Below are 26,416 nucleotides of genomic sequence, written 5' to 3'. Positions count from 1 at the left end.
CGCAAAAAAAGACCCCGCTCAGCCAGGCTGAGCGGGGTCTTTTTGTATGCGTTACCGCTTAGTGACGCTTGCGATTACTGATCAAAGTACCCACACCAGTATCGGTGAAGATCTCCAGCAGAATCGCATTCGGCACCCGGCCATCGATGATCAGCGAACTGCCAACGCCGCCTTGCACGGCTTCCAGCGCGCAACGGATCTTCGGCAGCATGCCGCCGTAGATGGTGCCGTCGGCGATCAGTTCGTCGACCTGTTGGGTGGTCAGGCCGGTCAGGACCGTGCCCGACTTGTCCATCAGGCCGGCGATGTTGGTCAGCAGCATCAGCTTTTCGGCTTTCAGCGCTTCGGCGACTTTACCCGCCACCAGGTCGGCGTTGATGTTGTAGGACTCGCCGTTGGCGCCGACGCCGATTGGCGCGATCACCGGGATGAAGTCGCCTTTGACCAGCAGGTTCAGCAGGTCGGTGTTGATCCCGACCACTTCGCCCACCTGGCCGATGTCGATGATTTCCGGCTGGGTCATCTCCGGTGTCTGGCGGGTCACGGTGAGCTTTTTCGCGCGAATCAGCTCGGCGTCTTTACCGGTCAGGCCGATGGCGCTGCCGCCATGACGGTTGATCAGGTTGACGATGTCCTTGTTCACCTGGCCCCCGAGGACCATTTCCACCACGTCCATGGTCTGCGCGTCAGTCACGCGCATGCCATCGATGAAGTGGCTCTCGATCGACAAGCGCTTGAGCAGGTCGCCGATTTGCGGGCCGCCACCGTGCACCACCACCGGGTTGATGCCCACGGCTTTCATCAGCACGATGTCGCGGGCGAAGCCGGTTTTCAGCTCCTCGCTTTCCATCGCGTTGCCGCCGTATTTGATCACCAGCGTCTTGCCGACATAGCGGCGGATGTAAGGCAGCGCTTCGGACAGGACCTTGGCGGTGTTGGCGGCGGCTTCGCGTTCGAGGGTCATTCAGGGCTCCGGCACTTCGATAAAAGGCGCTTCAATAAATCAAAACGGTAGTTGGAGATCAGGTGCAACACGCTTCAACTGGACTTTGAATACCTCCTTGATGCGCTGCAATTCCGCCTCGTCATCGGCCTCGAAGCGCAGCACCAGCACCGGGGTGGTGTTGGAGGCGCGAACCAGGCCCCAGCCTTTGGCGTAGTCGACTCGCACGCCGTCAATGGTGGTCAGGTCAGCGCCTTCGCCCCACTTCGCGTCGTGCAATGCATCAATGATGCTGAATTTGCTCTCTTCGGTCACATGGATATTGATTTCTGGCGTAGAAATATCGTTCGGGAAGGTCGCAAACAACTCTTCCGCGGTGGATTTTTCCTTGCTGAGGATCTCCAGCAGGCGCGCGGCGCTGTAGATGCCGTCGTCGAAACCGAACCAGCGCTCCTTGAAGAAGATGTGGCCGCTCATTTCGCCGGCCAACAGGGCGCCGGTTTGTTTCATTTTCTTTTTGATCAACGAGTGACCGGTCTTCCACATAAGCGGACGACCGCCATATTCCTTGATCAGCGGCGTCAGGCGACGGGTGCATTTGACGTCGAAGATGATTTCCGCGTCAGCGTTGCGCGCCAGTACGTCGCGGGCGAACAGCATCAGCAGGCGGTCCGGATAGACGATGCTGCCGGTGTTGGTCACCACACCGACGCGGTCGCCGTCGCCGTCGAAAGCCAGGCCGAGGTCAGCGTTGGTTTCCTTGACCTTGGCGATCAGGTCCACCAGGTTTTCCGGCTTGCCTGGATCCGGATGGTGGTTGGGGAAGTTGCCATCGACCTCGCAGAACAGCGGAATGACTTCGCAGTTCAGGGCTTCGATCAGCTGCGGGGCAATTACGCCGGCCGCGCCGTTGCCGCAGTCGACCACGACTTTCAGGCGGCGGGCGAGTTTGATGTCCTGGACGATTTCGGTGTTGTAGCGATCGAGGATCTCGACCTGGGTGATGCTGCCCTGGCCGCTGCTCAGGTTGTTGGTCTTGAGGCGATCGTGCAGGGCCTGGATCTGTTCGTTGGCCAAGGTGTCGCCAGCGATGACGATCTTGAAGCCGTTGTAGTTCGACGGGTTGTGGCTGCCGGTCAACATGACACCGGATTTGCCGGCCAGTACGTTGGCGGCGTAGTACAGCGCAGGGGTTGGCACCAGACCGACGTCGCTGACGTGGCAGCCGCTCTCGGCCAGGCCTTTGATCAGTTGTTCTACCAGTTCCGGGCCGGACAGGCGCCCGTCGCGGCCAACGGAAACGTTGGGTTCGTTCTGGGCCAGGCTCTGGGAGCCGATGGCGCGACCAAGCCAATAAGCGGTTTCAGCGTTCAAGAATTCCGGGACGGTGCCGCGAATATCGTAGGCGCGGAAGATGCTGTCGGGGAACTTGGGTGCAACATTTGCCGGGGTGCTCATTACTGGGAATGCTCCATCTTGAAAGTGGCTGGGCCTGTCGGCGAAAAACTCACCGGCTGGCTCAAACTGAAGGGTATGACGGCGTTTTCGGCAGAGAGTTCGTGGTGTGTAAAGGCCATGCCACCTGCTTTTGCGGGGGAATCACTGGCCAATGCCTTGATTTTGAGCCGTAAACCTTCCAGATGAACTTTGTGCAAATTTCAGCAAACAAAGCACCTGTGGCGAGGGAGCAAGCTCCCTCGCCACAGGTATCGTGCTGATCAGTGGCTGCCGGAATGCCCGAAACCACCCGTGCCGCGCTGGGTTTCGACGAACTCTTCGACCATCTCGAAGTGCGCTTGAACCACCGGCACCAACACCAGCTGAGCCAGGCGTTCGCCGACCACCATGTTGAATTCGGTCTGGCCACGATTCCAGCACGACACCATCAGCGGGCCCTGGTAATCGGAATCGATCAGACCGACCAGGTTACCCAGCACGATGCCGTGCTTATGACCCAGGCCGGAGCGCGGCAGAATCAGCGCCGCCAGGCCGGGGTCGCCGATGTACACCGACAGGCCGGTAGGAATCAGCAGGGTTTCGCCCGGCTTGATGACGGTGTCTTTTTCCAGCATGGCGCGCAGGTCAAGGCCGGCGGAGCCGGGCGTGGCGTACTGCGGCAGCGGGAATTCGGTACCGATGCGGGGGTCGAGGATCTTGGCTTGCAAAGCGTGCATGTAAATTAAACCTGGTTCAGACGTTCGGCGATAAAAGTGATCAGCTGGCGGGCAATCTTGCTCTTGCTGGTCTGGGCGAAAAGTGTGGCGTGTAACTGACGGTCGATCACGCTGCAGGCGTTTTCTTCGCTGTTGAAGCCAATGCTCGGGTTGGCGACGTCGTTGGCGACGATCAAATCGAGGTTCTTGTCTTTCAACTTGCGGGCAGCGTAGTCGAGCAGGTGTTCGGTTTCGGCGGCGAAGCCGACACTGAATGGACGGTCGGGACGGGTGGCGATGGTGGCCAGGATGTCTGGGTTGCGCACCATCTGTAGCAACAAGCCGTCGCCGTTCGTAGGATCTTTCTTGAGTTTCTGTGGGGCAACGACTTCCGGGCGGTAGTCTGCGACTGCTGCCGAGGCGATAAACAGGTCGCAGGGGATCGCGGCTTCACACGCGGCGAGCATGTCGCGAGCGCTGACCACGTCGATGCGGGTGACGCGATCCGGCGTCGGCAGGTGCACCGGCCCGGTGATCAGCGTGACACGGGCGCCGGCTTCTACCGCGGCTTCGGCCAGGGCAAAGCCCATTTTCCCTGAGCTGTGGTTGGTGATGTAGCGCACCGGGTCGATGTTTTCCTGGGTCGGGCCGGCGGTGATCAGCACGTGTTTGCCGGTCAGTGCCTGACGCTGGAAGCAGTCCGCCGCACACTGGGCGAGGTCGGTGGCTTCGAGCATGCGGCCCATGCCGACGTCGCCGCAGGCCTGGCTGCCTGAGGCCGGGCCGAAGACTTTGAGGGCGCGGTTTTCGAGGGTGTGCAGGTTGGCCTGGGTGGCTGGATCGCGCCACATGGCCTGATTCATCGCCGGGGCAACGGCGACCACGGCGTCGGTGGCCAGCACCAGCGTGGTCAGCAAGTCGTCGGCAATGCCTTGGGCCAGGCGGGCGATCAGGTCCGCGGTGGCGGGGGCGATCAGCACCAGGTCGGCCCATTTGGCCAGTTCGATGTGGCCCATGGCGGCTTCTGCCGCAGGGTCCAGCAGGTCGAGGTGGACCGGGTGCCCGGAGAGGGCCTGCATGGTCAGCGGGGTAATGAACTCACTGCCACCGCGGGTCATGACCACGCGCACTTCGGCGCCCTGGTCGATCAAGCGGCGAACCAGATCGGCGCTTTTATAGGCAGCAATGCCACCGCCGACGCCCAGAACGATGCGTTTCCGATACAGCCGCTGCATAGGTCTGCCTTTCATTTCGTTGATGACTGCATGGCGATACCCCCTCCCCAGGGATGAAATCGCCCGCAAAAAAGATGGGCTACGATATCACAGCGACCGCTACGGAACAGCGGCGCCCATATTCCAGGGAGGTGTTATGAGTATTCGCGATTGGCCGGCAGCCGAGCGGCCGCGGGAGAGATTGCTTGAACTGGGGGCAGCGAGTCTTTCGGATGCCGAACTGCTGGCCATTTTTTTACGAACCGGTGTGGCCGGCAAAAGCGCGGTGGACCTGGCGCGACACCTCTTGAGTCAGTTTGGCAGCCTGCGCTCGTTATTCGAGGCTGATCAGGCCGAATTTAGCAGGCACTTGGGGCTTGGGCCGGCGAAGTTCGCTCAGTTGCAGGCGGCGCAGGAAATGGGCAGGCGGCATTTGGCCGAACGGGCGCGCCAGAAATCGGCGCTGGAAAATCCGCAGGCGGTTCGGGATTACCTGAAGTCGATGCTCCGCCACGAGCCTCATGAGGTGTTCGGCTGTCTGTTTCTGGACTCCAGGCATCAAGTGCTGGCCTTCGAGGCGTTGTTTCGCGGCTCGATCGACAGCACCAGTGTCCATCCCCGGCAGGTGGTCAAGCGTGCCCTGGCCCACAACGCCGCAGCATTGATCCTCTGCCACAATCACCCGTCGGGCAATACCAACCCCAGTCAGGCCGACCGCACGTTGACCAAGCGCCTGCAGGAGGCGCTGGATCTGATCGATGTGCGGGTGCTCGACCATTTCATCATCGGGGATGGCGAGCCGCTGTCCATGGCCGAGTATGGGTGGCTGTAGCGGGAAGCCCGACAAACACAAATTCCCTGTGAGCGGGCTTGCTCGCGAAAGCGGTGTGTCAGGCAACATTGATGTCGACTGACACACCCCCTTCGCGAGCAAGCCCGCTCCCACAGGATTTGTGGCGACGCTGATTATTTGAGGCTGACCTTGGAGTAATCCTGGCGGCCAAACGGGCTGACCGAGTACCCCTCGACATCCTTGCGCGTCAGCGCGAAGGCGGTCGGGTGGGCCAGCGGCAGCCATAACGCCTGCTGCTGGATCTGCGCCTGGGCCTGTTCGTAGAGCTTGGTGCGCACACCTTGCTCGCTGGTGGTCTTGCCGGCGTTGATCAATTTGTCCAGGTCCTGGTTGCAGTAGCGGGCGAAGTTGGTGCCCGACTTGAGCGCGGCGCAGGAAAACTGCGGCGTAAGGAAGTTGTCCGGGTCCCCGTTGTCGCCGGCCCAGCCCATGAACAGAAGGTCGTGTTCACCGGCCTTGGCGCGGCGAATCAACTCGCCCCATTCGATCACCCGAATCTCGGCCTGAATACCGATCTGCGCGAGGTCCGATTGCAGCATTTGAGCGCTGAGGCTCGGGTTCGGGTTGAGCAGGCTGCCGGAAGGTCGGGTCCAGATGGTGGTCTTGAAACCGTCCTTGAGCCCGGCCTTGGCCATCAAGGCTTGCGCCTTTGCGACGTCATGCGTGTAGCCCGGCAAACCTTTGGCGTAACTCCAGGTGTTCGGTGGATACGGGCCATTGGCGGGCTCGGCGGTGTCTTCGAACACGGCCTTGACGTAGTTGGCCTTGTCGAACGCGAGGTTGATCGCCTGGCGCACTTCAGGCTTGTCCAGCGGTGGATGCTGGCTGTTGATGGCGACGAACGCGGTCATGAATGCGTCCGTCTTTTCCACTTTCAGGTTGGGTTCCTTCAGCGCCGATTGCACGTCCAGGGGCTTGGGCGACAGGGCAATCTGGCACTCGTTGCGGCGCAACTTCTGCAGGCGCACGTTGGCATCCGGGGTGATGGCGAAGATCAGCGGGTCGACCGACGGCTTGCCACGGAAGTAGTCGGCGTTGGCCTTGTAGCGAATCGAGGCATCTTTCTGGAAGCGCGTGAAGATGAACGGGCCGGTGCCGATCGGCTGGCTGTTGAGCTTCTCCGGGGTGCCGGCCTTCATCAGTTTGTCGGCGTATTCGGCGGAATAGATCGAGGCGAAACCCATGCTCAGGGTCGCAAGGAAAGTCGAGTCGGGATGGTCGAGGGTGAAGCGCACGGTCAATGGGTCCAGCGCGTCGATCTTCTTGATCAATGCTGGCAACTGCATCGACTGGGCATGCGGAAAGCCGCTCTGGGCCACTTTGTGCCACGGATTGGCAGGGTCGAGCATGCGGTCGAAGCTGAACTTCACGTCTTCGGCGGTCAGGTCGCGGGCCGGGCTGAAGTATTCGGTACGGTGGAATTTCACTTTCGGGTGCAGCTTGAAGACATAGGTCAAGCCATCGGGGGTGACTTCCCAGCTGTCCGCGAGTCCGGCGACCACGTTGGCGCTGGCCGTATCGAAATCCACCAGGCGGTTCATCAGCACATCGGCCGAGGCGTTGGTGGTGGTCAGCGAGTTGTATTGCACCACATCGAACCCTTCCGGGCTGGCCTCGGTGCAGACACTCAAGGCTGCGGCCATAGCCTGTGGGCTCAGCAGAAGCGGGGCAAGCAACAGCGGTAGGGCAGCGAGGCGCATGGTCGGATTCCTTTACAGATCGAAGGCCCATCTGCAAGTGCAGTCTGGAAAAGGCTTACCCTAGTGGGCTCTTTTGCAAATGACTATCCCCTTTTTCATTTTAAGGGGAGTATGTGCGATTGATGTGGGTGTGCGGCGGTTGGCAAAAAACCTCGATAGGTGGCTCGGCCGATTTTCTGCGACGAGCGGTCGCTATCGACGACAGCCTTTGTCTTGGGCGCTCGAAGCCAGAAAAAACCGCTTTTTATCAGCTCCACGCACACGGAATGTTGTTGCTTTCCAGTCTTTCTGGTATAAAGCAGCGCTCTTTTCTAGGGGCCCGGTTCCTTCACTTGTAGGTGTAGCCGGTAAGACCTCTAAAGAAACGCGGCGCCTGGCGCCAAATGACTGAGAGATTAAGCGGCCAACCCATGCCGGGTTGGGCATGTGGTTTTAGAGGGCTGAGGCATGTCGAGAGTATGTCAAGTTACCGGTAAGGGTCCGGTAACTGGGAATAACATTTCCCACGCAAATAACAAAACCCGTCGTCGTTTCCTGCCGAACCTGCAGCATCACCGCTTCTGGGTTGAAGAAGAGAAACGTTTCGTGCGTCTGCGCGTATCTGCCAAAGGCATGCGTATCATCGACAAGCGTGGCATCACTGTCGTGCTGGCCGAAATCCGCAAAGCTGGCAAGATCTAAGGGAGCTAATCATGCGTGAATTGATTCGTTTGATTTCGAGCGCCGGTACTGGTCACTTCTACACTACCGACAAGAACAAGCGTACTACCCCGGACAAAATCGAGATCAAGAAATTTGATCCGGTTGTTCGCAAGCACGTGATCTACAAAGAAGGCAAAATCAAGTAATTGATTTTTCCTCTTACGAAAAAGGCCCGTATCGCGAGATACGGGCCTTTTTTGTTGCTTGGGGTTTTGTGTTGCTCTTCAGGCCGGCCTGGACAACCCAAATCTTCAGACCTTCTGTTCAAACGCCACGTAGATCTTGCGGCATGGCTCCAGCACCTCCCAAGTGCCTCGAAACCCGGCCGGAATGACGAAGCGATCGCCCGCGCGCACGGTTTTGCTGTTGCCGTCGTTGTCGCGCAGCACTGAAACGCCCTGAACGATCTCGCAATATTCGTGTTCGGTGAAGTTCACATGCCACTGACCGACTGCACCTTCCCAAACACCAGCGTTCAGCTGACCGCAAGGGCTGTTGTAGTGGTTGTAAACCACTTGCTCGGGATCGCCCTTGAGGATTTTCGCTTGATCCGGCTTATAGCGCTCGGGCTCGGTAGCGGCCTGGTTGAAGTCGACGATGTCCTGGATGCTCATTGTTGTAATCCCCCGTGATTGCGGCGCGAGTGGCTGGAATACGCAAAGTCTATGTTTATTAAAATGAACACCGCAAGCCCGTTTACCGACCTTGTGTCAAATATATTGAAACAACCCCGGCCACTGGTTTAGGGTGGCGGTTGCCCTGGGCCGAAAGTGCAGGCTGGCCGGGCAGCATTCCTGAGATCGCCCGCGAAGAACGCGGGGCGCTCGCATTCAACAAGAGGAGGACACTCGTATGACCACCCTGACTCGTGCCGATTGGGAGCAACGGGCTCGCGATCTGAAGATCGAAGGCCGCGCCTACATCAATGGCGAATACACCGATGCCGTCTCCAGCGAGACCTTCGAGTGCATCAGCCCCGTCGATGGCCGTCTGCTGGGCAAGATCGCCAGCTGTGACGCCGCCGACGCCCAGCGCGCTGTTGAAAACGCTCGCGCCACGTTCAATTCCGGCGTCTGGTCGCGCCTGGCACCGACCAAGCGCAAAGCCACCATGATTCGCTTCGCCAGCCTGCTCAAGCAGCATGCCGAAGAACTGGCGTTGCTTGAAACCCTGGACATGGGCAAGCCGATCAGCGATTCCCTGTACATCGACGTTCCCGGCGCGGCGCAAGCCCTGAGCTGGAGCGGTGAAGCCATCGACAAGATCTACGACGAAGTCGCCGCGACCCCGCACGATCAGCTCGGCCTGGTCACTCGCGAGCCTGTCGGTGTGGTCGGCGCCATCGTGCCGTGGAACTTCCCGTTGATGATGGCCTGCTGGAAACTCGGGCCAGCGCTGTCCACCGGTAACTCGGTGATCCTCAAGCCGTCCGAAAAATCGCCGCTGACCGCTATTCGCATCGCTGCGCTGGCCGTCGAAGCCGGCATTCCGAAAGGCGTGCTGAACGTCCTGCCGGGCTACGGTCACACCGTCGGCAAGGCCCTGGCCCTGCACAACGACGTGGATACCCTGGTGTTCACCGGTTCGACCAAGATCGCCAAGCAACTGCTGATCTACTCCGGCGAATCGAACATGAAGCGCGTCTGGCTCGAAGCCGGCGGCAAGAGCCCGAACATCGTGTTCGCCGATGCACCGGACTTGCAAGCCGCTGCCGAATCGGCTGCCAGCGCCATCGCCTTCAACCAGGGCGAAGTCTGCACGGCGGGTTCGCGTCTGCTGGTCGAGCGTTCGATCAAGGACACTTTCCTGCCACTGGTGATCGAGGCCCTCAAAGCCTGGAAGCCGGGCAACCCGCTGGACCCGGCGACCAACGTCGGCGCACTGGTGGATACCCAGCAGATGAACACCGTCCTGTCCTACATCGAATCCGGGCACACCGACGGCGCCAAGCTGGTGGCGGGCGGCAAGCGTATTCTTCAGGAAACCGGTGGCACCTACGTTGAGCCGACGATTTTCGACGGCGTCAACAATGCGATGAAAATCGCTCAGGAAGAGATCTTTGGCCCGGTGCTGTCGGTGATTGCGTTCGATACCGCCGAGGAAGCTATTCAGATCGCCAACGACACGCCTTACGGCCTGGCCGCAGCGGTGTGGACCAAGGATATTTCCAAGGCGCACCTGACCGCCAAGGCACTGCGCGCCGGTAGCGTGTGGGTCAACCAGTACGACGGTGGCGACATGACCGCGCCGTTCGGTGGTTTCAAACAGTCCGGCAACGGTCGCGACAAGTCGCTGCACGCGTTCGACAAGTACACCGAGCTGAAGGCGACCTGGATCAAGCTGTAAGCCAGTGACGGCGCCCGGCTTTCAACCGGGCTCCTGAACGACGCAGATCCCTTGTGGGAGCGGGCTTGCTCGCGAAGGCGCCGTAACAGCCAACGATGATGTTGGATGTGATGGCCTCTTCGCGAGCAAGCCCGCTCCCACATTTGTTTTGTGTCGTCTGTGAAAAATAATATCCACAGGAGCGTGGAACATGCGTTGGGCGACTTATTTCGCCGTGTTGGCGTCTGTCTTGAGTGTCGGCCTGGCCTTGGGCGTCAGCATGCCGTTGGTATCGTTTCGCCTCGAAGGCTGGGGTTACGGTTCGTTTGCCATTGGTGTCATGGCGGCCATGCCGGCCATTGGCGTGCTGTTGGGTGCGAAGATCTCCAGCCATCTGGCGGCGCGCCTCGGTACGGCCAATCTGATGCGCCTGTGCCTGTGGGCCGGGGCGTTGTCCATCGGTTTGCTCGCACTGCTGCCGAGCTATCCGGTGTGGCTGGTGCTGCGGCTGATGATCGGGGTGATCCTGACCCTCGTGTTCATTCTTGGTGAAAGCTGGATCAACCAATTGGTGGTCGAGCAATGGCGCGGCCGATTGGTGGCGCTGTATGGCAGCAGCTACGCATTGAGTCAGCTGGCCGGGCCGTTGCTGCTGGGCGTGGTGGGCACTGAGCATGATTACGGATTTTGGGTCGGCGTCGGTTTGTTGACCGCGGCACCGTTTCTCTTGCTGGGTCGCAGCGGTGCACCGACCAGCGAAGCCTGCAGCGTGACCTTCAGGGACTTGCTGGGCTTCTGCCGTGGCCTGCCGGCGATTGCCTGGGCGGTGTCATTGTTTGCCGCGTTTGAGGCGATGATCCTGACTCTGCTGCCGGTCTATTGCCTGCGGCAAGGCTTCTCCACCGACATTGCCTTGGCAATGGTCAGCACGGTGGTGGTGGGCGATGCGTTGCTGCAGTTGCCGATTGGCGCGTTGGCCGATCGCTTGTCGCGGCGCACGCTGTTTACCGGCTGTGCGGTCGTTTTGCTGGTGTCGAGCCTGGCGATCCCGTTGCTGATCGACACGCTGCTGATCTGGCCCTTGTGGGTGTTGTTCGGCGCCAGTGCCGGCGGCCTGTTCACCTTGTCCCTGATCCTGATCGGCGAGCGCTATCGCGACGACGCCCTGGTGCGCGCCAACGCGCATATTGCACAGCTGTGGGGGATCGGTTGCCTGATCGGCCCGTTGGCGGCCGGTGCCGGCAGTCAGTGGATCAGCGGGCATGCGTTGCCGTTGTTGATGGCGGCCGGGGCGTTCGGATTGGTGATTCTGCTGTCGCGGCAAGGGGCGTTTGGCGCAGTCGCCGAGCCTGCTTGACGCAAAACTGCCAGTCAGCCACCTACAGGGTTACAACATGCGCTCCAGGCCGACCGCAGTGCTGAACCAGGCGTTGAACCGCCGCCACCAGCTCCCCGGCTCTTTGGTCAAGACGTGCATTTTGCCGTCGTCTTCAGTCACCCAGACGACCTGGTCATTCTCCAGCTTCACCTGATAGCTCAGCGCCGGCGCCATACCCTCCAGTGCCGCTTTTTGCACGTATGCGGCCAGTTCCGGGCTGTCTACCAGCACGCCAACCTCTGTGTTCCACAGTACCGAGCGCGGATCGAAATTGAACGAGCCGATGAATGCTTTCTGCTGGTCGAAAATCATCGCCTTGCTGTGCAGGCTGGAATCGGAGCCCTGGTAAGAGCGGCTGTAGAAGACTGGCCCGCTGCCGCCACCTTCGCCGGGCTGGCGGCGCAATTCGTAGAGTTTCACCCCATGCTCCAGCAACGCCTTGCGATAGGGCGCGTAGCCGCCATGCACTGCCGGTACGTCGGTGGCTTCGAGGGCGTTGGTCAACAAGCTCACCGACACCCCGGCATCGGCCCGGCCGGTGAGGTAAACCAACCCCGGCTGACCGGGCACGAAGTACGCCGAAATCATGATCAGCTCTTTGCTGACACCCATCAGTTCAGGCGCCAATTGCGTGGTCAGCAGCAAATGCGGATCGGGTTCACCCTTGGACAGTACTTTGCTGGGTGCATCCCACAACGCCTGGTTCCAGGCCCAGATCAACTCACGGCGCCAGATATCCATGCGTGGGTTGGTGGTGAAGGTCATCAGTTGTTGATACAGCGCATGATTCTGTTTGCGCGTTTCTTCCAGCGATTCTTCCAGGCGGGTCCGGCTGTTCTGCAGGTCCCTCTGCGTCGGTTTGCGCGACAGAAACTCATCGATCGGTTTACTCAGCGCACTGTTCCAGTATTGATCGAAGCTGTGTCCGAGTTGTTCGGCGACCGGACCGATGCCGAGCATGTCGATGTCGGTAAAATTCAGGTTAGGCTCGGCATCGAAATACTCGTCGCCCAAATTGCGCCCACCCACGATCGCCGCGCTGTTATCCGCCAGCCACAACTTGTTGTGCATGCGCCGGTGTTGCAACGACAGGTCGAACAGCCGGCCCATGGCGCGCGTCACGCCCGTGGCACGGCCCAGGTGCAGCGGATTGAACAAGCGGATCTCGATCTGCGGATGCGCTGCCAGTGTGCCGATGGTCCAGTCCAGACCGTCGCTGGTGGTGTCGTCGAGCAGGATCCTCACCCGCACACCGCGGTCGGCAGCCTTGAGCAGTTCTTCCACCAGCATCCGGGTGCTGATCCCGTCATGGACAATGTAGTACTGCAGATCGAGGCTGCTTTGGGCGTTGCGAATCAGTTCGGCGCGGGCAGTGAAGGCTTCACTGCTGTTGGACAGCAAGCGAAATCCGGATTTGCCCTCATGGGGCGCCGCCTGAGTCTGGATCGAGCGACCAAACGCCGAGTCGCTGGCAGGCAGCGCCTGGCTCGGTTCGCGTTGAACGTCGAAGCTGGCGCAACCGCCAAGCAAGGAAGTGAGAAGGAGAAGCGCAAGCAGGGGCAGTCTGGATCTCACGTAGGATTGTTCCGATTGGCGGCCGTTGTCGGCATAGGACGCCGATTCCCAGAGAAAGGTCAGTCGGTGCAGCTGTCTGTTTCCGCCAGCAGCCTGATTGCCGCAGCGCCGACCCGGCGCACCGCTTCTTCTATCTGTGGTGTTGGTTTGGCAGCGTAGTTCATCCGCAGGCAGTTGCGGTACTTGCCCGAAGCGGAAAAGATGCTGCCGACGGCAATCTGTACGCCCTGGTCATGCAAGGCGCGATTGAGTTTCAGGGTGTCGAAGCCCTCTGGCAGTTCGACCCAGAGCATGAAACTGCCTTGCGGGCGACTGGCGCGGGTGCCCGCCGGAAAATAGCGCGTGACCCAGTCGATCATGGCGTCGCGATTGCGTTGGTATTGGCTGCGCATCCGCCGCAAATGCGGCTCGAAGTGCCCGGCCTTGAGGAATTCGGCAATGGCGATCTGTGGTTGTGGCGCGGTGGAGCCAGTGCTGATGTATTTCATGTGCAGCACCCGCTCCAGATAACGCCCCGGTGCCACCCAGCCGATGCGCAGGCCCGGTGCCAGGGTCTTGGAAAAGGAGCTGCAGAGCAGGACGCGGCCGTCCTCGTCGAAGGACTTGATCGTGCGCGGCCGCGGGTAGGTGTAGGACAGTTCGCCATACACATCATCCTCGATGATCGCCACGTCAAAGCGCTGTGCCAGGTTCAACAACGCGCGTTTTCGCGGTTCCGGCATGATGTAGCCCAACGGGTTGTTGCAGTTGGGGGTCAACTGTATGGCCTTGATCGGCCATTGCTCCAGTGCCAGTTCCAGCGCGTCGAGGCTGATCCCGGTGAGCGGGTCGGTGGGGATTTCCAGGGCTTTCATGCCCAGGCCCTTGAGGGTCTGCATGGCGCCATGAAAGCTGGGTGAATCCACGGCGACGATGTCTCCCGGCTCGCAAATGGCACGGATGCTGGTCGACAGCGCTTCGTGGCAACCGGTGGTGACCACCAGGTCGCTGGCGCTCAACTGGCAGCCGGAGTCGAGCATCAGGCGGGCGATCTGTTCGCGCAGTTCGAGGGTGCCGTGGATGTTGTCGTAATACAGGCCGGGCATGTCCTGCCGCCGGCTGATCCGTGCGAGGCCGCGCAGCAGCGGTTTCATGGTCGGCGTGGTGATGTCCGGCATGCCGCGACCCAGTTGCACCACGTCCTTGCGTGGCACCGCGCGAATCAACTCCAGGACCTGATCCCATTGCGAAATATCCACCGGCCGTTGCGCCGGACGGCCAATCGCCGGCAACTCCGGCAGCCCTCGACTCACCGGCACGAAATAGCCCGACTTGGGTTTCGGCATCGCCAGGCCGCTGTCTTCCAGCACCCGATAAGCCTGCTGCACGGTGCTCAGGCTGACGCCGTGCTCGACGCTCAACGCCCGCACCGACGGCAGCCGGTCACCCGGGCGATAGAAGCCCTGTTCGATACGCGTGCCGAGCAGCTCGGCAAGGTTGACGTAGAGGGTCATGGCGCTGTCTCGGTGTGGTTAATTCGGCAAACCCATACAGATGAGGCGAAAAATTGCGATTCAGAGGGCAAAACAACGAATCTGTATGGAGTTAATAGTTTTCTGTTGAGTCTGTAATGCTTTTCGCCGTCCACGCATCATGAAAGCTCTGGTGACCCAAGTAAACAGGAGCGATCAATATGAATGGCTTGAGCGATGTGCGACTGACGTTACGCAGTCAGGAGCTGGCGGCGGGGCAAAATCACCGAGCATGCGAGACGATCCTGCGCAACGCACCGTCCGGCTTGGGTCGCTGGGGTCTGTTCTGGCATCGTTTGCACACACGCAAGGCGTTGCTCACGCTCACGCCGGAGCAACTCAGGGATGTGGGGTTGAGTCGGGAGCAGGCGCGGGAGGAGGGGCTTAAGCCGTTTTGGCGGATCTGATTCTTGCAGTGTTTTTTAGATCCATTCGCTGGCAAGCCAGCTCCTACAGGGGACCGCGCGTGACAGAAGATCTGTGACCCACACGCAACCCCCTGTAGGAGCTGGCTTGCCAGCGAAGGCGCCCGCAAAAACGCAACAAATCCCTCAGACCAACTCCTTAAGCCGATGCCACAACATCCCCAGCGCCAACAACGGCGACCGCAAATGCTTGCCGCCCGGAAAGGTAATGTGCGGCACCCGGGCAAACAGATCGAACCCACCACTGTGCTGCCCACTGATCGCCTCAGCCAACAACTTGCCCGCCAGGTGCGTGGCATTCACCCCGTGACCGGAATAAGCCTGGGCGTAATACACATTCGGCTGATCCTTGAGCCGGCCGATCTGCGGAAGGCGATTGGCACCGATGCCGATCATCCCGCCCCATTGATAGTCGATCTTCACCCCGGCCAGTTGCGGGAACACCTCCAGCATCTTCGGGCGCATGTAGGCGGCGATGTCCTTCGGGTCGTGTCCTGAATAATGACACGCGCCGCCGAACAGCAAACGTCGATCCGCCGAGAGTCGGTAGTAATCCAGCGCCACCCGCTGATCACAGACCGCCATGTTTTGCGGCAGCAGCGAGTGGGCCAGTGCTTCGCTCAAGGGTTCGGTGGCGATGATGTAACTGCCGGCGGGCAGCACCTTGCCGCTGAGTTCGGGGTTGAGATCATTGAGGTAGGCGTTGCAGCCCAGCACCAGCGTCTTGGCGCGAACCGAGCCCTGGAGGGTATGGACCTTGACCTCGGGGCCGTATTCGATGCGGGTGGCGGCCGAGCGCTCGAACAGTTTCGCCCCCAGTTGCTGTGCGGCGGCGGCTTCGCCCAAGGCCAGATTGAGCGGATGCAAATGCCCCGAGCCCATGTCGATCAGGCCACCCACATAACGGCTGGAACCCACTACCGAGTGCATTTCGTTGGCTTGCAGCAACCGGGTTTCGTAACGGTAGCCGAGGCTGCGCAGTTCTTCGGCGTCTGCGGCAAAGCCTTCCAGGTCGCGAGGCTTGTTGGCGAGATCGCAGTAACCCCAGGTCAGGTCGCAGGGAATCTGAAAACGCTCGACCCGTTGTCGGACGATTTCCACCGCTTCCAGCCCCATGAGTTTCATCTGACGCACGCCGTCTGCACCGATTACGTTGGCGAATTGATCGAGCCCATGGCCAACGCCGCGAATCAATTGCCCGCCGTTGCGCCCGCTGGCGCCCCAACCGATCTTGTGGGCTTCGAGCAGCACTACGCTCAGGCCGCGCTCGGCCAGCTCGAGCGCCGTGTTCAATCCGGAGAACCCGCCACCGACCACGCACACATCGGCCACCAGGTCGCCTTGCAGCACCGGGTGATCAGGCTGCGGCAGACTGCTGGCGGCGTAATAGGACGCCGTGTGCCGATGGCTTGGGACAGGTTGCTGAGCACGGGCATTCATGTGCGTGTTCCTGATTCGGGTGTATAGAAAATTTGACGGAGCATAAGCCTGACCTTCCGTTACGGGCAACACTGGTCGGTTGTTGCTGTCTGGATCGCGGTTTTTGCGTCAGAATCCCGGTCTATCCCGCATTCGGTCAACGCTTCGATGAGCTGCAACAGCCAGAAAATTCGCACGCTGCGCCAGCAGATTCCCTCGTTCGAGTGCGTGCCCGGTTGCCATGACTGCTGTGGACCGGTGACCACCTCGCCGGAAGAAATGTCCCGCCTGCCGCGCAAGACCCGGGCCGAGCAGGACGCGGCGATGGATGAGCTCAATTGCGTCCACCTGGGGCCTGACGGCTGCACCGTGTATGACGAGCGGCCGTTGATCTGTCGGCTGTTCGGCACTACCAAGACCTTGCCATGCCCTAATGGGCGCGGGCCGGTGGAGTTGATTCATCCGCGGGTCGAGAAGCAGATTCATGAGTACATGGCGTCGACCCGGCAGGTGCTTGTCTAAGGGGAAACCGAGTCGCCTTCATTCGCGAACAAGCCCGCTCCCACAGTTGAAATGCATTCCATTGTGGGAGCGGGCTTGCTCGCGAAAGCGTCCGCTCAGGCAACAAATCCCCCTGAGTCAGACCCTCAATCCGGAATCGGCAGATTCAAGCTCTCCTTCACCTCTTCCATCACGATATAGCTCTTGGATTCGCGCACATGGGGCAGCTTGAGCAGAATATCGCCCAGCAGTTTGCGGTACGAAGCCATCTCGGAAATCCGCGCTTTCACCAAATAGTCGAAATCCCCTGACACCAGGTGGCACTCCAGCACGTGAGGCAGTTTCAGCACTGCGCGTCGGAACTCTTCGAAAGTATCGCCGGATTTGTAGTCAAGACTGATCTCGACGAACACCAGCAGACTGCCCTTGAGGTGCTGCGGATTGAGCCGCGCGTTGTAACCCATGATGATCCCTTCGCGCTCCAGGCGCCGGACCCGCTCGGTACAGGGCGTGGTCGAGAGCCCGACCTTTTCCCCGAGCTCGGTGAAGGAGATCCGCCCGTCCGCTTGCAGGATCCGCAGGATATTGCGGTCGATCTTGTCCAGCTCACGTTTGGTCTGAGTGTTGGTACGCATAGGGGATGCGCCTCCGTGAAAAGGGTTTTTGCCGAGAATTGTCGCCAAATATAGGCATTTATACAGTGAAAAGCACTGGCTAATCTTTTTTACACTGCCCACATCAACGGTCTGAACAATAAACGTCAGCGGCAAGCCGCGATGAGGGATATGAAAATGCGCGTTATGGTCTTGGGTAGCGGCGTCATCGGTACGACCAGTGCTTATTATCTGGCCCGCGCCGGGTTTGAAGTGGTGGTGGTGGACCGTCAGCCGGCTGCGGCCATGGAGACCAGTTTCGCCAACGCCGGGCAGGTATCGCCGGGTTATGCCTCGCCGTGGGCCGCGCCGGGTGTGCCGCTCAAGGCCATCAAGTGGCTGTTGCAGCGCCACGCACCGCTGGCAATCAAGGCCACCGCCGACATCGATCAATACCTGTGGATGGCGCAGATGCTGCGCAACTGCACCGCCAGCCGTTATGCGGTGAACAAGGAGCGCATGGTCCGTCTGTCCGAGTACAGCCGTGACTGCCTCGACGAGTTGCGCGCCGAAACCGGCATTGCCTACGAAGGCCGCAGCCTCGGTACGACCCAACTGTTCCGTACCCAGGCTCAGCTCGACGGCGCCTGGAAAGACATCGCCGTACTGAAAGAGTCCGGCGTGCCGTTCGAACTGCTCGACCGTGCCGGCATTGCCCGGGTTGAGCCGGCGCTGGCCAGCGTCACCGACATCCTCGCCGGTGCCCTGCGCCTGCCGAACGACCAGACTGGCGACTGCCAGATGTTCACCACCCGTCTGGTCGAAATGGCGACCAAGCTGGGTGTGGAATTCCGCTTCGAACAGGACATTCAGCGCCTCGACTACGCCGGTGATCGCATCAATGGTGTCTGGATCGACGGCAAGCTGGAAACCGCCGATCGCTACGTACTGGCGCTGGGCAGCTACTCGCCGCAACTGCTCAAGCCGCTGGGCATCAAGGCGCCGGTGTATCCGCTCAAGGGTTATTCCTTGACTGTGCCGATCACCAACCCGGCGATGGCGCCGACTTCGACTATCCTCGACGAGACCTACAAGGTCGCGATCACCCGTTTCGACAACCGTATCCGCGTGGGCGGCATGGCTGAAATCGCCGGTTTTGACCTGTCGCTGAACCCGCGTCGACGCGAAACCCTGGAGATGATCGTCAATGACCTCTATCCTCAGGGCGGCGATCTGACCCAGGCGAGTTTCTGGACCGGCCTGCGTCCGACCACACCGGATGGCACGCCGATCGTTGGCGCCACTCCGTTCAAGAACCTGTTCCTGAACACCGGTCACGGCACGCTCGGCTGGACCATGGCGTGCGGCTCCGGTCGTTTGCTGGCTGACCTGATGGCGAAGAAAACGCCGCAGATCAGCGCCGAAGGCCTCGATATATCCCGTTATGGAAGCAAAACCCAGGAGTCCGCAAAACATGTCAATCCAGCGCCAGCTCACCAATGAGCGCATGAGCCAGATCGTTGTCCACAGCGGCACCGTCTATCTGGCAGGGCAAGTCGGCGACGACATGAGTGCCGGGATTGAACAGCAGACCCGTGAAACCCTCGCCAACATCGAGCGTTTGCTGGACTTGGCCGGGACCGACAAGAGCCGTCTGTTGTCGGTGACGATCTACCTGAAAGACATTGAAGCGCACTTCGAAGGCATAAATGCGGTCTGGGACAAGTGGCTGCCAAAAGGCGTCGCACCGGCTCGCGCGACGGTTGAATCGAAGCTGTGCGAACCGGAAATCCTGGTGGAGCTGTCGGTTGTAGCGGCTCTGCCGTGATGGCTCTGAAGTAACTGCTCTGAAAGGAGTAGCTCGGAACGATCCCTCTCCCGGCGCTGCAGGCGGTTTATACCCTCAGCCAGCGCCGGTTTTTCTTCCCATTGACCGACCAGAAGTCTGCCGCCATGCGTCCTGCCCGTGCCCTGATCGACCTTCAAGCCCTGCGTCACAACTACCAGATCGCCCGTGAAGTCTCGGGTGCCCGCGCCCTCGCGGTGATCAAGGCCGATGCCTATGGCCATGGCGCAGTGCGTTGCGCCCAGGCACTGGAAGCCGAGGCGGACGGGTTCGCCGTGGCCTGCATCGAAGAGGCCCTGGAGCTGCGCGCCGCCGGCATTCGTGCGCCGGTGTTGCTGCTTGAGGGTTTTTTCGAAGCCGATGAGCTGTCGCTGATCATCGAGCATGACTTCTGGTGCGTGGTGCATTCGCTGTGGCAGCTTGACGCCATCGAGAAGGCCGCACTGAGCAAGCCGATCACGGTCTGGCTCAAGCTCGATTCGGGCATGCACCGGGTCGGCCTGCATCCGAAGGATTATCAGGCGGCCTATCAACGGTTGCTGGCCAGCGGCAAGGTCGCGAAGATCGTGCTGATGAGCCACTTCGCCCGGGCCGATGAGCTGCACAGTCCAGCCAGCTCCGAGCAAGTGGCCGTTTTTGAAGCCGCGCGCCAGGGCTTGTCCGCCGAGGTCAGCCTGCGCAACTCGCCGGCGGTGCTCGGTTGGCCGCAGATTCCGAGTGATTGGGTGCGCCCGGGCATCATGCTCTATGGTGCTACACCCTTCGAAGAAGCCAATGCCGTGGCATCACGCCTGCAACCGGTGATGACCCTCGAATCGAAAGTGATTTGCGTGCGTGAACTGCCGGCCGGCGAGCCGATCGGTTATGGCGCGAAGTTCATCACCGCCAAACCGATGCGCGTTGGCGTGGTGGCCATGGGTTACGCCGATGGCTATCCACGTCAGGCGCCGACCGGCACCCCGGTGATGGTCGCCGGCCAGCGCAGCCAATTGATCGGGCGGGTGTCAATGGACATGCTCTGCATCGATTTGACCGATGTGCCGCAAGCGGGCCTGGGTTCGACCGTGGAATTGTGGGGCAAAAATATCCTCGCCAGCGACGTGGCCAAGGCCGCCGACACGATTCCTTACCAGATATTCTGCAACCTGCACCGGGTGCCGAAGCTCTATTCCGGGGTTTAGCCCAAGGCACCCCGGACCGAAAGTCGCCTCGCCGCACAGGATTCAGGCCAAAGTGTTGTAAATACTGAACGCTGTCGCCATGATAACGCTCAATATTCCAATAACCTGAATCCTGGAGGCGCAAGCTTGGACGTCGGTGAACGACTGCAATCCATCCGTAAGCTCAAGGGCCTTTCCCAGCGTGAACTCGCCAAACGGGCGGGTGTCACCAACAGCACCATTTCGATGATCGAGAAGAACAGCGTCAGCCCCTCGATCAGTTCGCTGAGGAAGGTACTGGGCGGGATTCCCATGTCCATGGTCGAGTTCTTTTCCGAAGAGATCCTGCAGGAAAAACCGACTCAGATCGTCTACAAGGCTAACGAGCTGATCGACATTTCCGATGGCGCAGTGACCATGAAGCTGGTCGGCCGGGCTCACCCGAGCCGGGCTATCGCCTTCCTCAATGAAATCTATCCGCCAGGCGCCGACACCGGTGACGAGATGCTCACCCACGAGGGCGAGGAAACCGGGATTTTGCTCGAAGGCAGACTGGAACTGGTGGTCGGGCTGGAAACTTTTGTGCTCGAAGCCGGCGATAGCTACTACTTTGAAAGCACCAAGCCGCATCGTTTTCGCAATCCGTTCGATGCGCCGGCGCGACTAATCAGCGCAGCTACACCCGCGAACTTTTAACAAAAGAGGCGCCCTGCCAGCATGGCGGAGGTGCCCGGACTGTTTTTCCGCTGCACGACAAGACCCCTTCGACTTTGGGGTTGTTTCAGTGTGGCGGGCTTACCGTTATACTTGCGCCCGCCTGCGAACCGTGGCCGTGGGCGTGACTAGCCACCATTGAGGGTGAACGCGTGAATCTAATTATGAAAATGCTGGCTGCACCAGCAACCGTATTGGCCCTATGGGCAGTCAGCGCTCAAGCTGCGACTAATGACGACATTGCCAAACGCCTTGAACCAGTCGGCAAGGTTTGTGTTCAGGGGCAAGAGTGCAAGGGCATGGAAGTGGCCGCTGCCTCGGGTGGCGGAGGTGGTGCCAAAGCGCCTAAAGATGTCATTGCAAAGCACTGCAATGCTTGCCACGGCACCGGCCTGCTGGGTGCACCGAAAATCGGTGACAAGGCTGCCTGGAAAGAACGCGCCGATCACCAGGGCGGCCTCGACGGCATTCTGGCCAAGGCCATTTCCGGTATCAACGCGATGCCGCCTAAAGGCACCTGTGCCGACTGCTCCGACGACGAGTTGAAGGGCGCCATCAAAGAGATGTCCGGCCTGTAAAACGCCTGCATCTCTCGCGAAAAAGCCGCTTGCGAGCGGCTTTTTTGTGCCTGCGATTTGCCCTTGGGACTATTCTTTGCAGCAAAGGCCCGGCAAGTCCGGTCCAACCCCATTCACGGAACGTAAGGGAGGATCAGATGGTGCAGCTGTGTTCTATCGAGCAGGCGGTCGATGACGTGTTGGCACGATTGCCGGCGCATATCCACATGGGCCTGCCCCTTGGCCTGGGCAAACCCAACCACTTCGTCAACGCGCTGTTTCAACGCATTGCACAATTGCCCGAACGGCAACTGACCATGTACACCGCCCTGTGCCTCGGCCGCCCTGCGTTAGGCGACGGCCTGCAAAAGCGCTTCCTGGAACCCTTCATCGAACGGGTGTTCGGCGACTATCCGGAACTGGATTTCCTTGCGGGTCTGCACCAGGACAACCTGCCGTCGAACATTCGCATCCAGCAATTCTTCCTGCAGCCTGGCAGCCTGCTCAACAGCGCACCGGCGCAGCAAGATTACGTCAGCAGCAACTACAGTCACGCCGCCCGGGACATCAACGCCGCCGGCTTGAACCTGGTGGCGCAATTGGTGGCCAGTCACAGCGAGCATCCCGACCGCCTGAGCCTGAGCTGCAACCCGGACATCACCCTCGACCTGTTGCCGATGATCGCCAAGCGCCGTGCGGCAGGGGAGACGATTCTGCTGTTGGGACAGGTGCACAACGACTTGCCGTACATGCCCGGCGACGCGGAAATGGGCATTGATGCCTTCGACCTGTTGATTGACGAGAAAGACAGCACCACGCTGTTCTCCACGCCGAACATGCCGGTGGGTTTTCAGGATCACTTCATTGGCCTGCATGCCAGCACGCTGGTGCGCGATGGCGGTACCTTGCAGATCGGCATCGGCGCCATGGGCGATGCCCTGACCGCCGCGTTGCTGGCGCGACAAGCCGACAATGACGGCTACAAGGCATTGCTCGCGGACATCAATCTCAGCCAGTGGGCGCAACTGATCGACCGTGAAGGCGGCGTCGAACCCTTTGCCAAGGGCCTTTACGGCTGCAGCGAGATGTTCGTCAACGGCTTGCTGGTGCTGGCGGATGCCGGGATCGTGCGGCGCAAGGTGTACCCCGATGTGCCGACCCAGCAACAGGCGAATGCCGGCACCCTGGATGAAGCCGCGCAAAGCGACGGCATCTCGGTGCATGGTGGCTTTTTCCTCGGGCCGCGCAGTTTTTATGAACGCCTGCGGGCGTTGCCCCAGAGCAAGCGGCTCGAATTCAATATGACCCGCATCAGCTACATCAACGAGCTTTATGGTCAGGAAGAGCTCAAGCGTCTGCAGCGCCTCGATGCGCGCTTTATCAATACCGTATTCACCATGACCCTGCTGGGCGCCGGGGTGGCGGATCAGCTGGAAGACGGGCGGGTGCTCAGCGGTGTGGGCGGGCAGTACAACTTTGTCGCCCAGGGCCATGCGCTGGAAGGTGCGCGTTCGGTGCTGCTACTGCGCAGCTGGCGCGAGTCGGGGGGTGACGTCAGTTCGAACATCGTCTGGGAATACGGCCATTGCACGATCCCGCGGCACCTTCGGGACATCGTGGTGACCGAATACGGCATCGCCGATTTGCGCGGCAAGACGGATGCGGCAGTGATCGAGGCCTTGCTGAACATCAGCGATTCACGCTTTCAGCCGGGGTTGATCGAGCAGGCGCAGAACGTTGGCAAGTTGCCGAAGAACTTCCGCCTCGATCCACGGTTTGCGCAAAACAATCCGCAGCGTTTGCAGGCGATTCAGGCGCTACATCCGAATCTGTTTCCGGAGTATCCGCTGGGGTGTGATTTCACCGAGGTGGAACGGGATGTGTTGCGGGCGCTGAATTGGTTGAAGAGCAAGTTCAAGCTCACGCAGATTCTGGAGTTGGGTAAGGCTGCCTTGGATGCGCCAGAGCCGTCGGCGTTTCCCGGGCATCTGGAACGGATGCAGCTGACTGACCCGCAAGGGATGAAAGAGGATTTGTTTCAGCGGTTACTACTCACCGGCCTGAAGGCCACTGCGCAATAACCGCCCACTCAAACCCCTGTAGGAGCTGGCTTGCCAGCGAAGGCGGTGGGTCAGTTAATACATGTGTCGACTGACACACCGCCTTCGCTGGCAAGCCAGCTCCTACAGGGGGTGCGGTGTCAGGGCTTTATTCGATGAAGGTCACGACGCCGCCAACCAGCGACTGAACGCGAGCCAACGACTCAACCCGATAACCCTGCGCATCCAGCTCCGCACGCCCACCCTGAAACGACTTCTCGATCACGATCCCCAAACCCGCGACGGTAGCGCCGGCCTGTTTGATGATCGAAATCAGCGCTTGCGACGCCTTACCATTGGCCAGAAAGTCATCGATGATCAGCACGCGGTCGCTGCTGGTCAGGTGGCGCGGGGAGATCGCCACGGTGCTTTCGGTCTGCTTGGTAAACGAGTAGACGGTCGCCGACAGCAGGTTTTCGGTCAGGGTCAGGGACTGATGCTTGCGCGCGAAAATCACCGGCACGCCGAGGTTCAGACCGGTCATGATCGCCGGGGCAATGCCCGAGGCCTCGATGGTGACGATCTTGGTGATGCCCGAGTCCTTGAACAGCGAGGCAAATTCATCGCCGATCAGCTTCATCAGGGCCGGGTCGATCTGGTGGTTCAGAAAGGCGTCGACTTTCAGGACCTGGTCGGAAAGCACGATGCCTTCTTCGCGGATTTTCTTGTGCAGTGCTTCCATGAAGCGTTCCTCTAATGACGCCTGTGCGTCCAGGGCTGGTTAAAAAGTAGTCAATTTTAGCGCTTTAACATCGCGCGTATATCCGCCAATGCGGTATTGCCACGGACGGCTTTGACTTCAACGGGGGTGTCGTCGGTGCCTTCCCAGGCCAGGTCGTCCGGCGGCAGCTCATCCAGGAAGCGGCTCGGCGCGCAGTCGATGATCTCGCCGTATTGCTTGCGCTTGGCGGCGAAGGTGAAGGCCAGGGTCTGGCGCGCACGGGTAATCCCGACGTAGGCCAGGCGGCGTTCTTCCTCGATGGTGTCGGCTTCGATGCTGGAGCGGTGCGGGAGGATTTCCTCTTCCATGCCCATGATGAACACGTAGGGAAATTCCAGGCCCTTGGAGGCGTGCAAGGTCATCATCTGCACGCCTTCGGCGCCGTCTTCCTCTTCCTGCTGACGCTCCAGCATGTCGCGCAGCACGAGTTTGCCGATGGCGTCTTCGACAGTCATCTCGCCTTCTTCGTCTTTTTCGAGCGTGTTCTTCAACGCCTCGATCAGGAACCAGACGTTACCCATGCGGTAGTCGGCGGCCTTGTCGCTGGAGCTGTTGGTGCGCAGCCAGTTTTCGTAGTCGATATCCATGACCATGCTGCGCAGCGCCGAGATCGGGTCTTCGCCGGCGCATTGCTCGCGAACCTTGTCCATGAAGCGCTTGAAGCGCGACAGGCGATCGGTGAAACGGGCATCCAGGTGTTCGCCCAGGCCGATTTCGTCGGTGGCGGCGTACATCGAGATTTTTCGCTCGGTGGCGTAGTTTCCCAGCTTTTCCAGCGTGGTCGAACCGATTTCCCGGCGTGGGACGTTGATCACCCGCAGGAAGGCGTTATCGTCATCCGGGTTCACGATCAGGCGGAAGTAAGCCATCAGGTCTTTCACTTCCTGACGTCCGAAAAAGCTGTTGCCGCCGGACAATCGGTAAGGAACCTGGTGATGCTGCAACTTCAGCTCGATCAACTTGGCCTGGTAGTTACCGCGATACAGGATCGCGAAATCGCTGTACGGCCGATCGGTGCGCAAATGCAGGCTGAGGATTTCCACGGCCACGCGCTCGGCTTCGGCGTCTTCGTTGCGGCAGCGGATCACCCGGATCTCGTCGCCGTGCCCCATTTCACTCCACAGCTGCTTTTCGAACTCGTGCGGGTTATTCGAGATCAGCACGTTGGCGCAGCGCAGGATGCGACTGGTGGAGCGGTAGTTCTGCTCGAGCATGACGACTTTCAGGGACGGGTAATCGTCCTTGAGCAACATCAGGTTTTCCGGGCGGGCGCCGCGCCAGGCGTAGATCGACTGGTCATCGTCGCCGACCACGGTGAATTGGTTGCGCGTGCCGATCAGCAGCTTCACCAGCAGATATTGGCTGGCGTTGGTGTCCTGGTATTCGTCCACCAGCAGGTAGCGGACTTTGTTCTGCCACTTTTCCAGGATGTCGGCGTGTTCCTGAAAAAGTTTTACCGGCAGCAGGATCAGGTCGTCGAAGTCCACCGCATTGAACGCCTTGAGCGTGCGCTGATAGTGGGTATAGACGATGGCGGCAGTCTGTTCCTTGGGGTTGCGCGCATTTTCCAGGGCTTCGGGCGGCAGGATCAGGTCGTTTTTCCAAGAGCCGATCATGTTCTTGATCTCGTCGACACCGTCGTCGCCCGAGTATTCCTTCTGCATGATGTCGGTCATCAAGGCTTTGACGTCGGTCTCGTCAAAGATCGAAAAGCCCGGCTTGTAGCCCAGGCGAACATGTTCCTTGCGGATGATGTTCAGGCCCAGGTTGTGAAAGGTGCACACCGTCAGGCCGCGGCCTTCGCCGCCCTTGAGCAGGGTGCCGACCCGTTCCTTCATCTCGCGCGCGGCCTTGTTGGTAAAGGTCATGGCGACGATGTACTGGGCGCGAATGCCGCAGTTCTGGACCAGGTGCGCGATCTTGCGCGTGATCACGCTGGTCTTGCCGGAGCCCGCGCCGGCGAGCACCAAAAGAGGGCCGCCGACGTAGCTCACGGCTTCTTGCTGCCGGGGATTGAGTCGGGACAT

General features: G+C 60.2%; 24 protein-coding genes and 1 pseudogene. 13 read left to right on the top strand and 12 right to left on the bottom strand.

What is annotated here, in order from left to right; genetic code table 11:
• Positions 1–58 precede the first annotated feature (58 nt).
• From argB to coaBC, 4 genes and pseudogenes are all read right to left on the bottom strand, one after another.
• Positions 59–964 carry an acetylglutamate kinase gene (argB, locus tag ELQ88_RS02035; RefSeq protein WP_010465204.1) on the bottom strand — a complete coding sequence of 302 codons (906 nt, stop codon included), beginning with the start codon at positions 962–964 and terminating at the stop codon, positions 59–61.
• A gap of 39 nt (positions 965–1,003) precedes the next feature.
• Positions 1,004–2,407 (bottom strand): annotated as a pseudogene (locus ELQ88_RS02030) (phosphomannomutase/phosphoglucomutase); the annotation flags it as partial.
• Positions 2,408–2,661: 254 nt separating this feature from the next.
• Positions 2,662–3,117: a dUTP diphosphatase gene (dut, locus tag ELQ88_RS02020; protein ID WP_128872518.1), complete on the bottom strand. Its 456-nt coding sequence runs from the start codon at positions 3,115–3,117 to the stop codon at positions 2,662–2,664.
• Positions 3,118–3,122: 5 nt separating this feature from the next.
• Entirely contained in the window at positions 3,123–4,331 is a 1,209-nt protein-coding gene (gene coaBC, locus ELQ88_RS02015; RefSeq protein WP_138969478.1) for a bifunctional phosphopantothenoylcysteine decarboxylase/phosphopantothenate--cysteine ligase CoaBC, read from the bottom strand.
• 136 nt (positions 4,332–4,467) lie between these two features.
• On the opposite strand from coaBC, the gene radC reads away from it, so the two are divergent.
• Positions 4,468–5,142 carry a DNA repair protein RadC gene (gene radC / locus ELQ88_RS02010; RefSeq protein ID WP_128872519.1) on the top strand — a complete coding sequence of 225 codons (675 nt, stop codon included), beginning with the start codon at positions 4,468–4,470 and terminating at the stop codon, positions 5,140–5,142.
• 134 nt (positions 5,143–5,276) lie between these two features.
• Here the strand turns inward: radC and ELQ88_RS02005 are convergent, their stop codons facing one another.
• Positions 5,277–6,863, bottom strand: a complete 1,587-nt coding sequence (locus tag ELQ88_RS02005) for an ABC transporter substrate-binding protein (protein ID WP_138963378.1) — start codon at positions 6,861–6,863, stop codon at positions 5,277–5,279.
• A gap of 447 nt (positions 6,864–7,310) precedes the next feature.
• Between ELQ88_RS02005 and rpmB the strand changes: the two genes are divergently transcribed.
• Together rpmB and rpmG are read left to right on the top strand one after the other, a co-directional pair.
• A complete protein-coding gene (gene rpmB, locus ELQ88_RS02000; protein ID WP_007894701.1) occupies positions 7,311–7,544 on the top strand; it encodes a 50S ribosomal protein L28 in 234 nt (77 codons plus the stop codon).
• 11 nt (positions 7,545–7,555) lie between these two features.
• Positions 7,556–7,711 carry a 50S ribosomal protein L33 gene (rpmG, locus tag ELQ88_RS01995; RefSeq protein WP_007894709.1) on the top strand — a complete coding sequence of 52 codons (156 nt, stop codon included), beginning with the start codon at positions 7,556–7,558 and terminating at the stop codon, positions 7,709–7,711.
• A 105-nt stretch (positions 7,712–7,816) separates the two neighbouring features.
• Here the strand turns inward: rpmG and ELQ88_RS01990 are convergent, their stop codons facing one another.
• Complete coding sequence (locus ELQ88_RS01990; protein ID WP_128872520.1) at positions 7,817–8,179, bottom strand: cupin domain-containing protein; 363 nt, start codon at positions 8,177–8,179, stop codon at positions 7,817–7,819.
• A 238-nt stretch (positions 8,180–8,417) separates the two neighbouring features.
• Here ELQ88_RS01990 and ELQ88_RS01985 point away from each other — a divergent pair, with 238 nt between their 5' ends.
• Together ELQ88_RS01985 and ELQ88_RS01980 are read left to right on the top strand one after the other, a co-directional pair.
• The gene (locus ELQ88_RS01985; RefSeq protein WP_138963376.1) at positions 8,418–9,911 is read left to right on the top strand and encodes an aldehyde dehydrogenase; all 1,494 of its coding nucleotides are present in this window, start codon (positions 8,418–8,420) and stop codon (positions 9,909–9,911) included.
• 190 nt (positions 9,912–10,101) lie between these two features.
• Positions 10,102–11,247 (top strand): MFS transporter, encoded by a 1,146-nt coding sequence (locus ELQ88_RS01980; protein WP_128872522.1) that lies wholly within the window; start codon positions 10,102–10,104, stop codon positions 11,245–11,247.
• 30 nt (positions 11,248–11,277) lie between these two features.
• On the opposite strand, the gene ELQ88_RS01975 is transcribed toward ELQ88_RS01980, so the two are convergent.
• Together ELQ88_RS01975 and ELQ88_RS01970 are read right to left on the bottom strand one after the other, a co-directional pair.
• The gene (locus tag ELQ88_RS01975) at positions 11,278–12,843 is read right to left on the bottom strand and encodes a phospholipase D family protein (RefSeq protein WP_138963375.1); all 1,566 of its coding nucleotides are present in this window, start codon (positions 12,841–12,843) and stop codon (positions 11,278–11,280) included.
• A 59-nt stretch (positions 12,844–12,902) separates the two neighbouring features.
• Positions 12,903–14,336, bottom strand: coding sequence for a PLP-dependent aminotransferase family protein (locus ELQ88_RS01970; RefSeq protein ID WP_138963373.1), 1,434 nt, complete (start codon positions 14,334–14,336; stop codon positions 12,903–12,905).
• A gap of 179 nt (positions 14,337–14,515) precedes the next feature.
• Between ELQ88_RS01970 and ELQ88_RS01965 the strand changes: the two genes are divergently transcribed.
• Positions 14,516–14,761, top strand: coding sequence for a DUF1127 domain-containing protein (locus tag ELQ88_RS01965; RefSeq protein ID WP_128872525.1), 246 nt, complete (start codon positions 14,516–14,518; stop codon positions 14,759–14,761).
• A gap of 144 nt (positions 14,762–14,905) precedes the next feature.
• Here ELQ88_RS01965 and ELQ88_RS01960 read toward each other — a convergent pair whose 3' ends face one another.
• The gene (locus ELQ88_RS01960) at positions 14,906–16,219 is read right to left on the bottom strand and encodes an FAD-binding oxidoreductase (RefSeq protein ID WP_128872526.1); all 1,314 of its coding nucleotides are present in this window, start codon (positions 16,217–16,219) and stop codon (positions 14,906–14,908) included.
• A gap of 147 nt (positions 16,220–16,366) precedes the next feature.
• Here ELQ88_RS01960 and ELQ88_RS01955 point away from each other — a divergent pair, with 147 nt between their 5' ends.
• On the top strand, positions 16,367–16,720 hold the full coding sequence (locus ELQ88_RS01955; protein ID WP_064680422.1) for a YkgJ family cysteine cluster protein: 354 nt from the start codon (positions 16,367–16,369) through the stop codon (positions 16,718–16,720).
• A 125-nt stretch (positions 16,721–16,845) separates the two neighbouring features.
• Here the strand turns inward: ELQ88_RS01955 and ELQ88_RS01950 are convergent, their stop codons facing one another.
• Positions 16,846–17,334 carry an Lrp/AsnC ligand binding domain-containing protein gene (locus ELQ88_RS01950; RefSeq protein ID WP_003206849.1) on the bottom strand — a complete coding sequence of 163 codons (489 nt, stop codon included), beginning with the start codon at positions 17,332–17,334 and terminating at the stop codon, positions 16,846–16,848.
• Between the two features lie 156 nt (positions 17,335–17,490).
• Between ELQ88_RS01950 and dadA the strand changes: the two genes are divergently transcribed.
• The 6 genes from dadA (at position 17,491) to ELQ88_RS01920 (ending at position 23,650) form a co-directional block, all read left to right on the top strand.
• Positions 17,491–18,795 carry a D-amino acid dehydrogenase gene (dadA, locus tag ELQ88_RS01945; RefSeq protein ID WP_128872527.1) on the top strand — a complete coding sequence of 435 codons (1,305 nt, stop codon included), beginning with the start codon at positions 17,491–17,493 and terminating at the stop codon, positions 18,793–18,795.
• Positions 18,767–19,120 (top strand): RidA family protein, encoded by a 354-nt coding sequence (locus tag ELQ88_RS01940; RefSeq protein WP_138963371.1) that lies wholly within the window; start codon positions 18,767–18,769, stop codon positions 19,118–19,120. Before dadA ends, ELQ88_RS01940 begins: the two co-directional genes overlap by 29 nt.
• A gap of 125 nt (positions 19,121–19,245) precedes the next feature.
• Positions 19,246–20,319 carry an alanine racemase gene (gene alr, locus ELQ88_RS01935; RefSeq protein WP_128872529.1) on the top strand — a complete coding sequence of 358 codons (1,074 nt, stop codon included), beginning with the start codon at positions 19,246–19,248 and terminating at the stop codon, positions 20,317–20,319.
• A gap of 126 nt (positions 20,320–20,445) precedes the next feature.
• Entirely contained in the window at positions 20,446–20,994 is a 549-nt protein-coding gene (locus tag ELQ88_RS01930) for a cupin domain-containing protein (protein ID WP_008150195.1), read from the top strand.
• Between the two features lie 182 nt (positions 20,995–21,176).
• Positions 21,177–21,590, top strand: coding sequence for a c-type cytochrome (locus tag ELQ88_RS01925; protein WP_138969477.1), 414 nt, complete (start codon positions 21,177–21,179; stop codon positions 21,588–21,590).
• A gap of 137 nt (positions 21,591–21,727) precedes the next feature.
• Entirely contained in the window at positions 21,728–23,650 is a 1,923-nt protein-coding gene (locus tag ELQ88_RS01920; RefSeq protein ID WP_128872530.1) for an acetyl-CoA hydrolase/transferase C-terminal domain-containing protein, read from the top strand.
• A 127-nt stretch (positions 23,651–23,777) separates the two neighbouring features.
• Here the strand turns inward: ELQ88_RS01920 and ELQ88_RS01915 are convergent, their stop codons facing one another.
• Positions 23,778–24,350, bottom strand: a complete 573-nt coding sequence (locus ELQ88_RS01915; protein WP_128872531.1) for a xanthine phosphoribosyltransferase — start codon at positions 24,348–24,350, stop codon at positions 23,778–23,780.
• Positions 24,351–24,406: 56 nt separating this feature from the next.
• Entirely contained in the window at positions 24,407–26,416 is a 2,010-nt protein-coding gene (rep, locus tag ELQ88_RS01910; RefSeq protein ID WP_128872532.1) for a DNA helicase Rep, read from the bottom strand.

Origin of the sequence: Pseudomonas sp. MPC6 (genome assembly GCF_006094435.1) — a bacterium.
Taxonomy (GTDB): Bacteria; Pseudomonadota; Gammaproteobacteria; order Pseudomonadales; family Pseudomonadaceae; genus Aquipseudomonas.
This window is presented reverse-complemented; position numbering and strand designations above follow the sequence as displayed.

Excerpts from the sequence above, each read along its gene's own strand:
- ELQ88_RS02005 (WP_138963378.1), bottom strand. The coding sequence starts at position 6,863 with ATGCGCCTCGCTGCCCTACCGCTGTTGCTTGCCCCGCTTCTGCTGAGC.
- dut (WP_128872518.1), bottom strand. The coding sequence starts at position 3,117 with ATGCACGCTTTGCAAGCCAAGATCCTCGACCCCCGCATCGGTACCGAA.
- rpmG (WP_007894709.1), top strand. The coding sequence starts at position 7,556 with ATGCGTGAATTGATTCGTTTGATTTCGAGCGCCGGTACTGGTCACTTC.
- ELQ88_RS01985 (WP_138963376.1), top strand. The coding sequence starts at position 8,418 with ATGACCACCCTGACTCGTGCCGATTGGGAGCAACGGGCTCGCGATCTG.
- rep (WP_128872532.1), bottom strand. The coding sequence starts at position 26,416 with ATGTCCCGACTCAATCCCCGGCAGCAAGAAGCCGTGAGCTACGTCGGC.
- alr (WP_128872529.1), top strand. The coding sequence starts at position 19,246 with ATGCGTCCTGCCCGTGCCCTGATCGACCTTCAAGCCCTGCGTCACAAC.
- ELQ88_RS01970 (WP_138963373.1), bottom strand. The coding sequence starts at position 14,336 with ATGACCCTCTACGTCAACCTTGCCGAGCTGCTCGGCACGCGTATCGAA.
- ELQ88_RS01915 (WP_128872531.1), bottom strand. The coding sequence starts at position 24,350 with ATGGAAGCACTGCACAAGAAAATCCGCGAAGAAGGCATCGTGCTTTCC.
- argB (WP_010465204.1), bottom strand. The coding sequence starts at position 964 with ATGACCCTCGAACGCGAAGCCGCCGCCAACACCGCCAAGGTCCTGTCC.
- ELQ88_RS01965 (WP_128872525.1), top strand. The coding sequence starts at position 14,516 with ATGAATGGCTTGAGCGATGTGCGACTGACGTTACGCAGTCAGGAGCTG.
- coaBC (WP_138969478.1), bottom strand. The coding sequence starts at position 4,331 with ATGCAGCGGCTGTATCGGAAACGCATCGTTCTGGGCGTCGGCGGTGGC.
- dadA (WP_128872527.1), top strand. The coding sequence starts at position 17,491 with ATGCGCGTTATGGTCTTGGGTAGCGGCGTCATCGGTACGACCAGTGCT.
- ELQ88_RS01950 (WP_003206849.1), bottom strand. The coding sequence starts at position 17,334 with ATGCGTACCAACACTCAGACCAAACGTGAGCTGGACAAGATCGACCGC.
- ELQ88_RS01960 (WP_128872526.1), bottom strand. The coding sequence starts at position 16,219 with ATGAATGCCCGTGCTCAGCAACCTGTCCCAAGCCATCGGCACACGGCG.
- ELQ88_RS01980 (WP_128872522.1), top strand. The coding sequence starts at position 10,102 with ATGCGTTGGGCGACTTATTTCGCCGTGTTGGCGTCTGTCTTGAGTGTC.
- ELQ88_RS01940 (WP_138963371.1), top strand. The coding sequence starts at position 18,767 with ATGTCAATCCAGCGCCAGCTCACCAATGAGCGCATGAGCCAGATCGTT.
- rpmB (WP_007894701.1), top strand. The coding sequence starts at position 7,311 with ATGTCGAGAGTATGTCAAGTTACCGGTAAGGGTCCGGTAACTGGGAAT.
- ELQ88_RS01990 (WP_128872520.1), bottom strand. The coding sequence starts at position 8,179 with ATGAGCATCCAGGACATCGTCGACTTCAACCAGGCCGCTACCGAGCCC.
- ELQ88_RS01955 (WP_064680422.1), top strand. The coding sequence starts at position 16,367 with ATGAGCTGCAACAGCCAGAAAATTCGCACGCTGCGCCAGCAGATTCCC.
- ELQ88_RS01920 (WP_128872530.1), top strand. The coding sequence starts at position 21,728 with ATGGTGCAGCTGTGTTCTATCGAGCAGGCGGTCGATGACGTGTTGGCA.
- ELQ88_RS01925 (WP_138969477.1), top strand. The coding sequence starts at position 21,177 with ATGAAAATGCTGGCTGCACCAGCAACCGTATTGGCCCTATGGGCAGTC.
- radC (WP_128872519.1), top strand. The coding sequence starts at position 4,468 with ATGAGTATTCGCGATTGGCCGGCAGCCGAGCGGCCGCGGGAGAGATTG.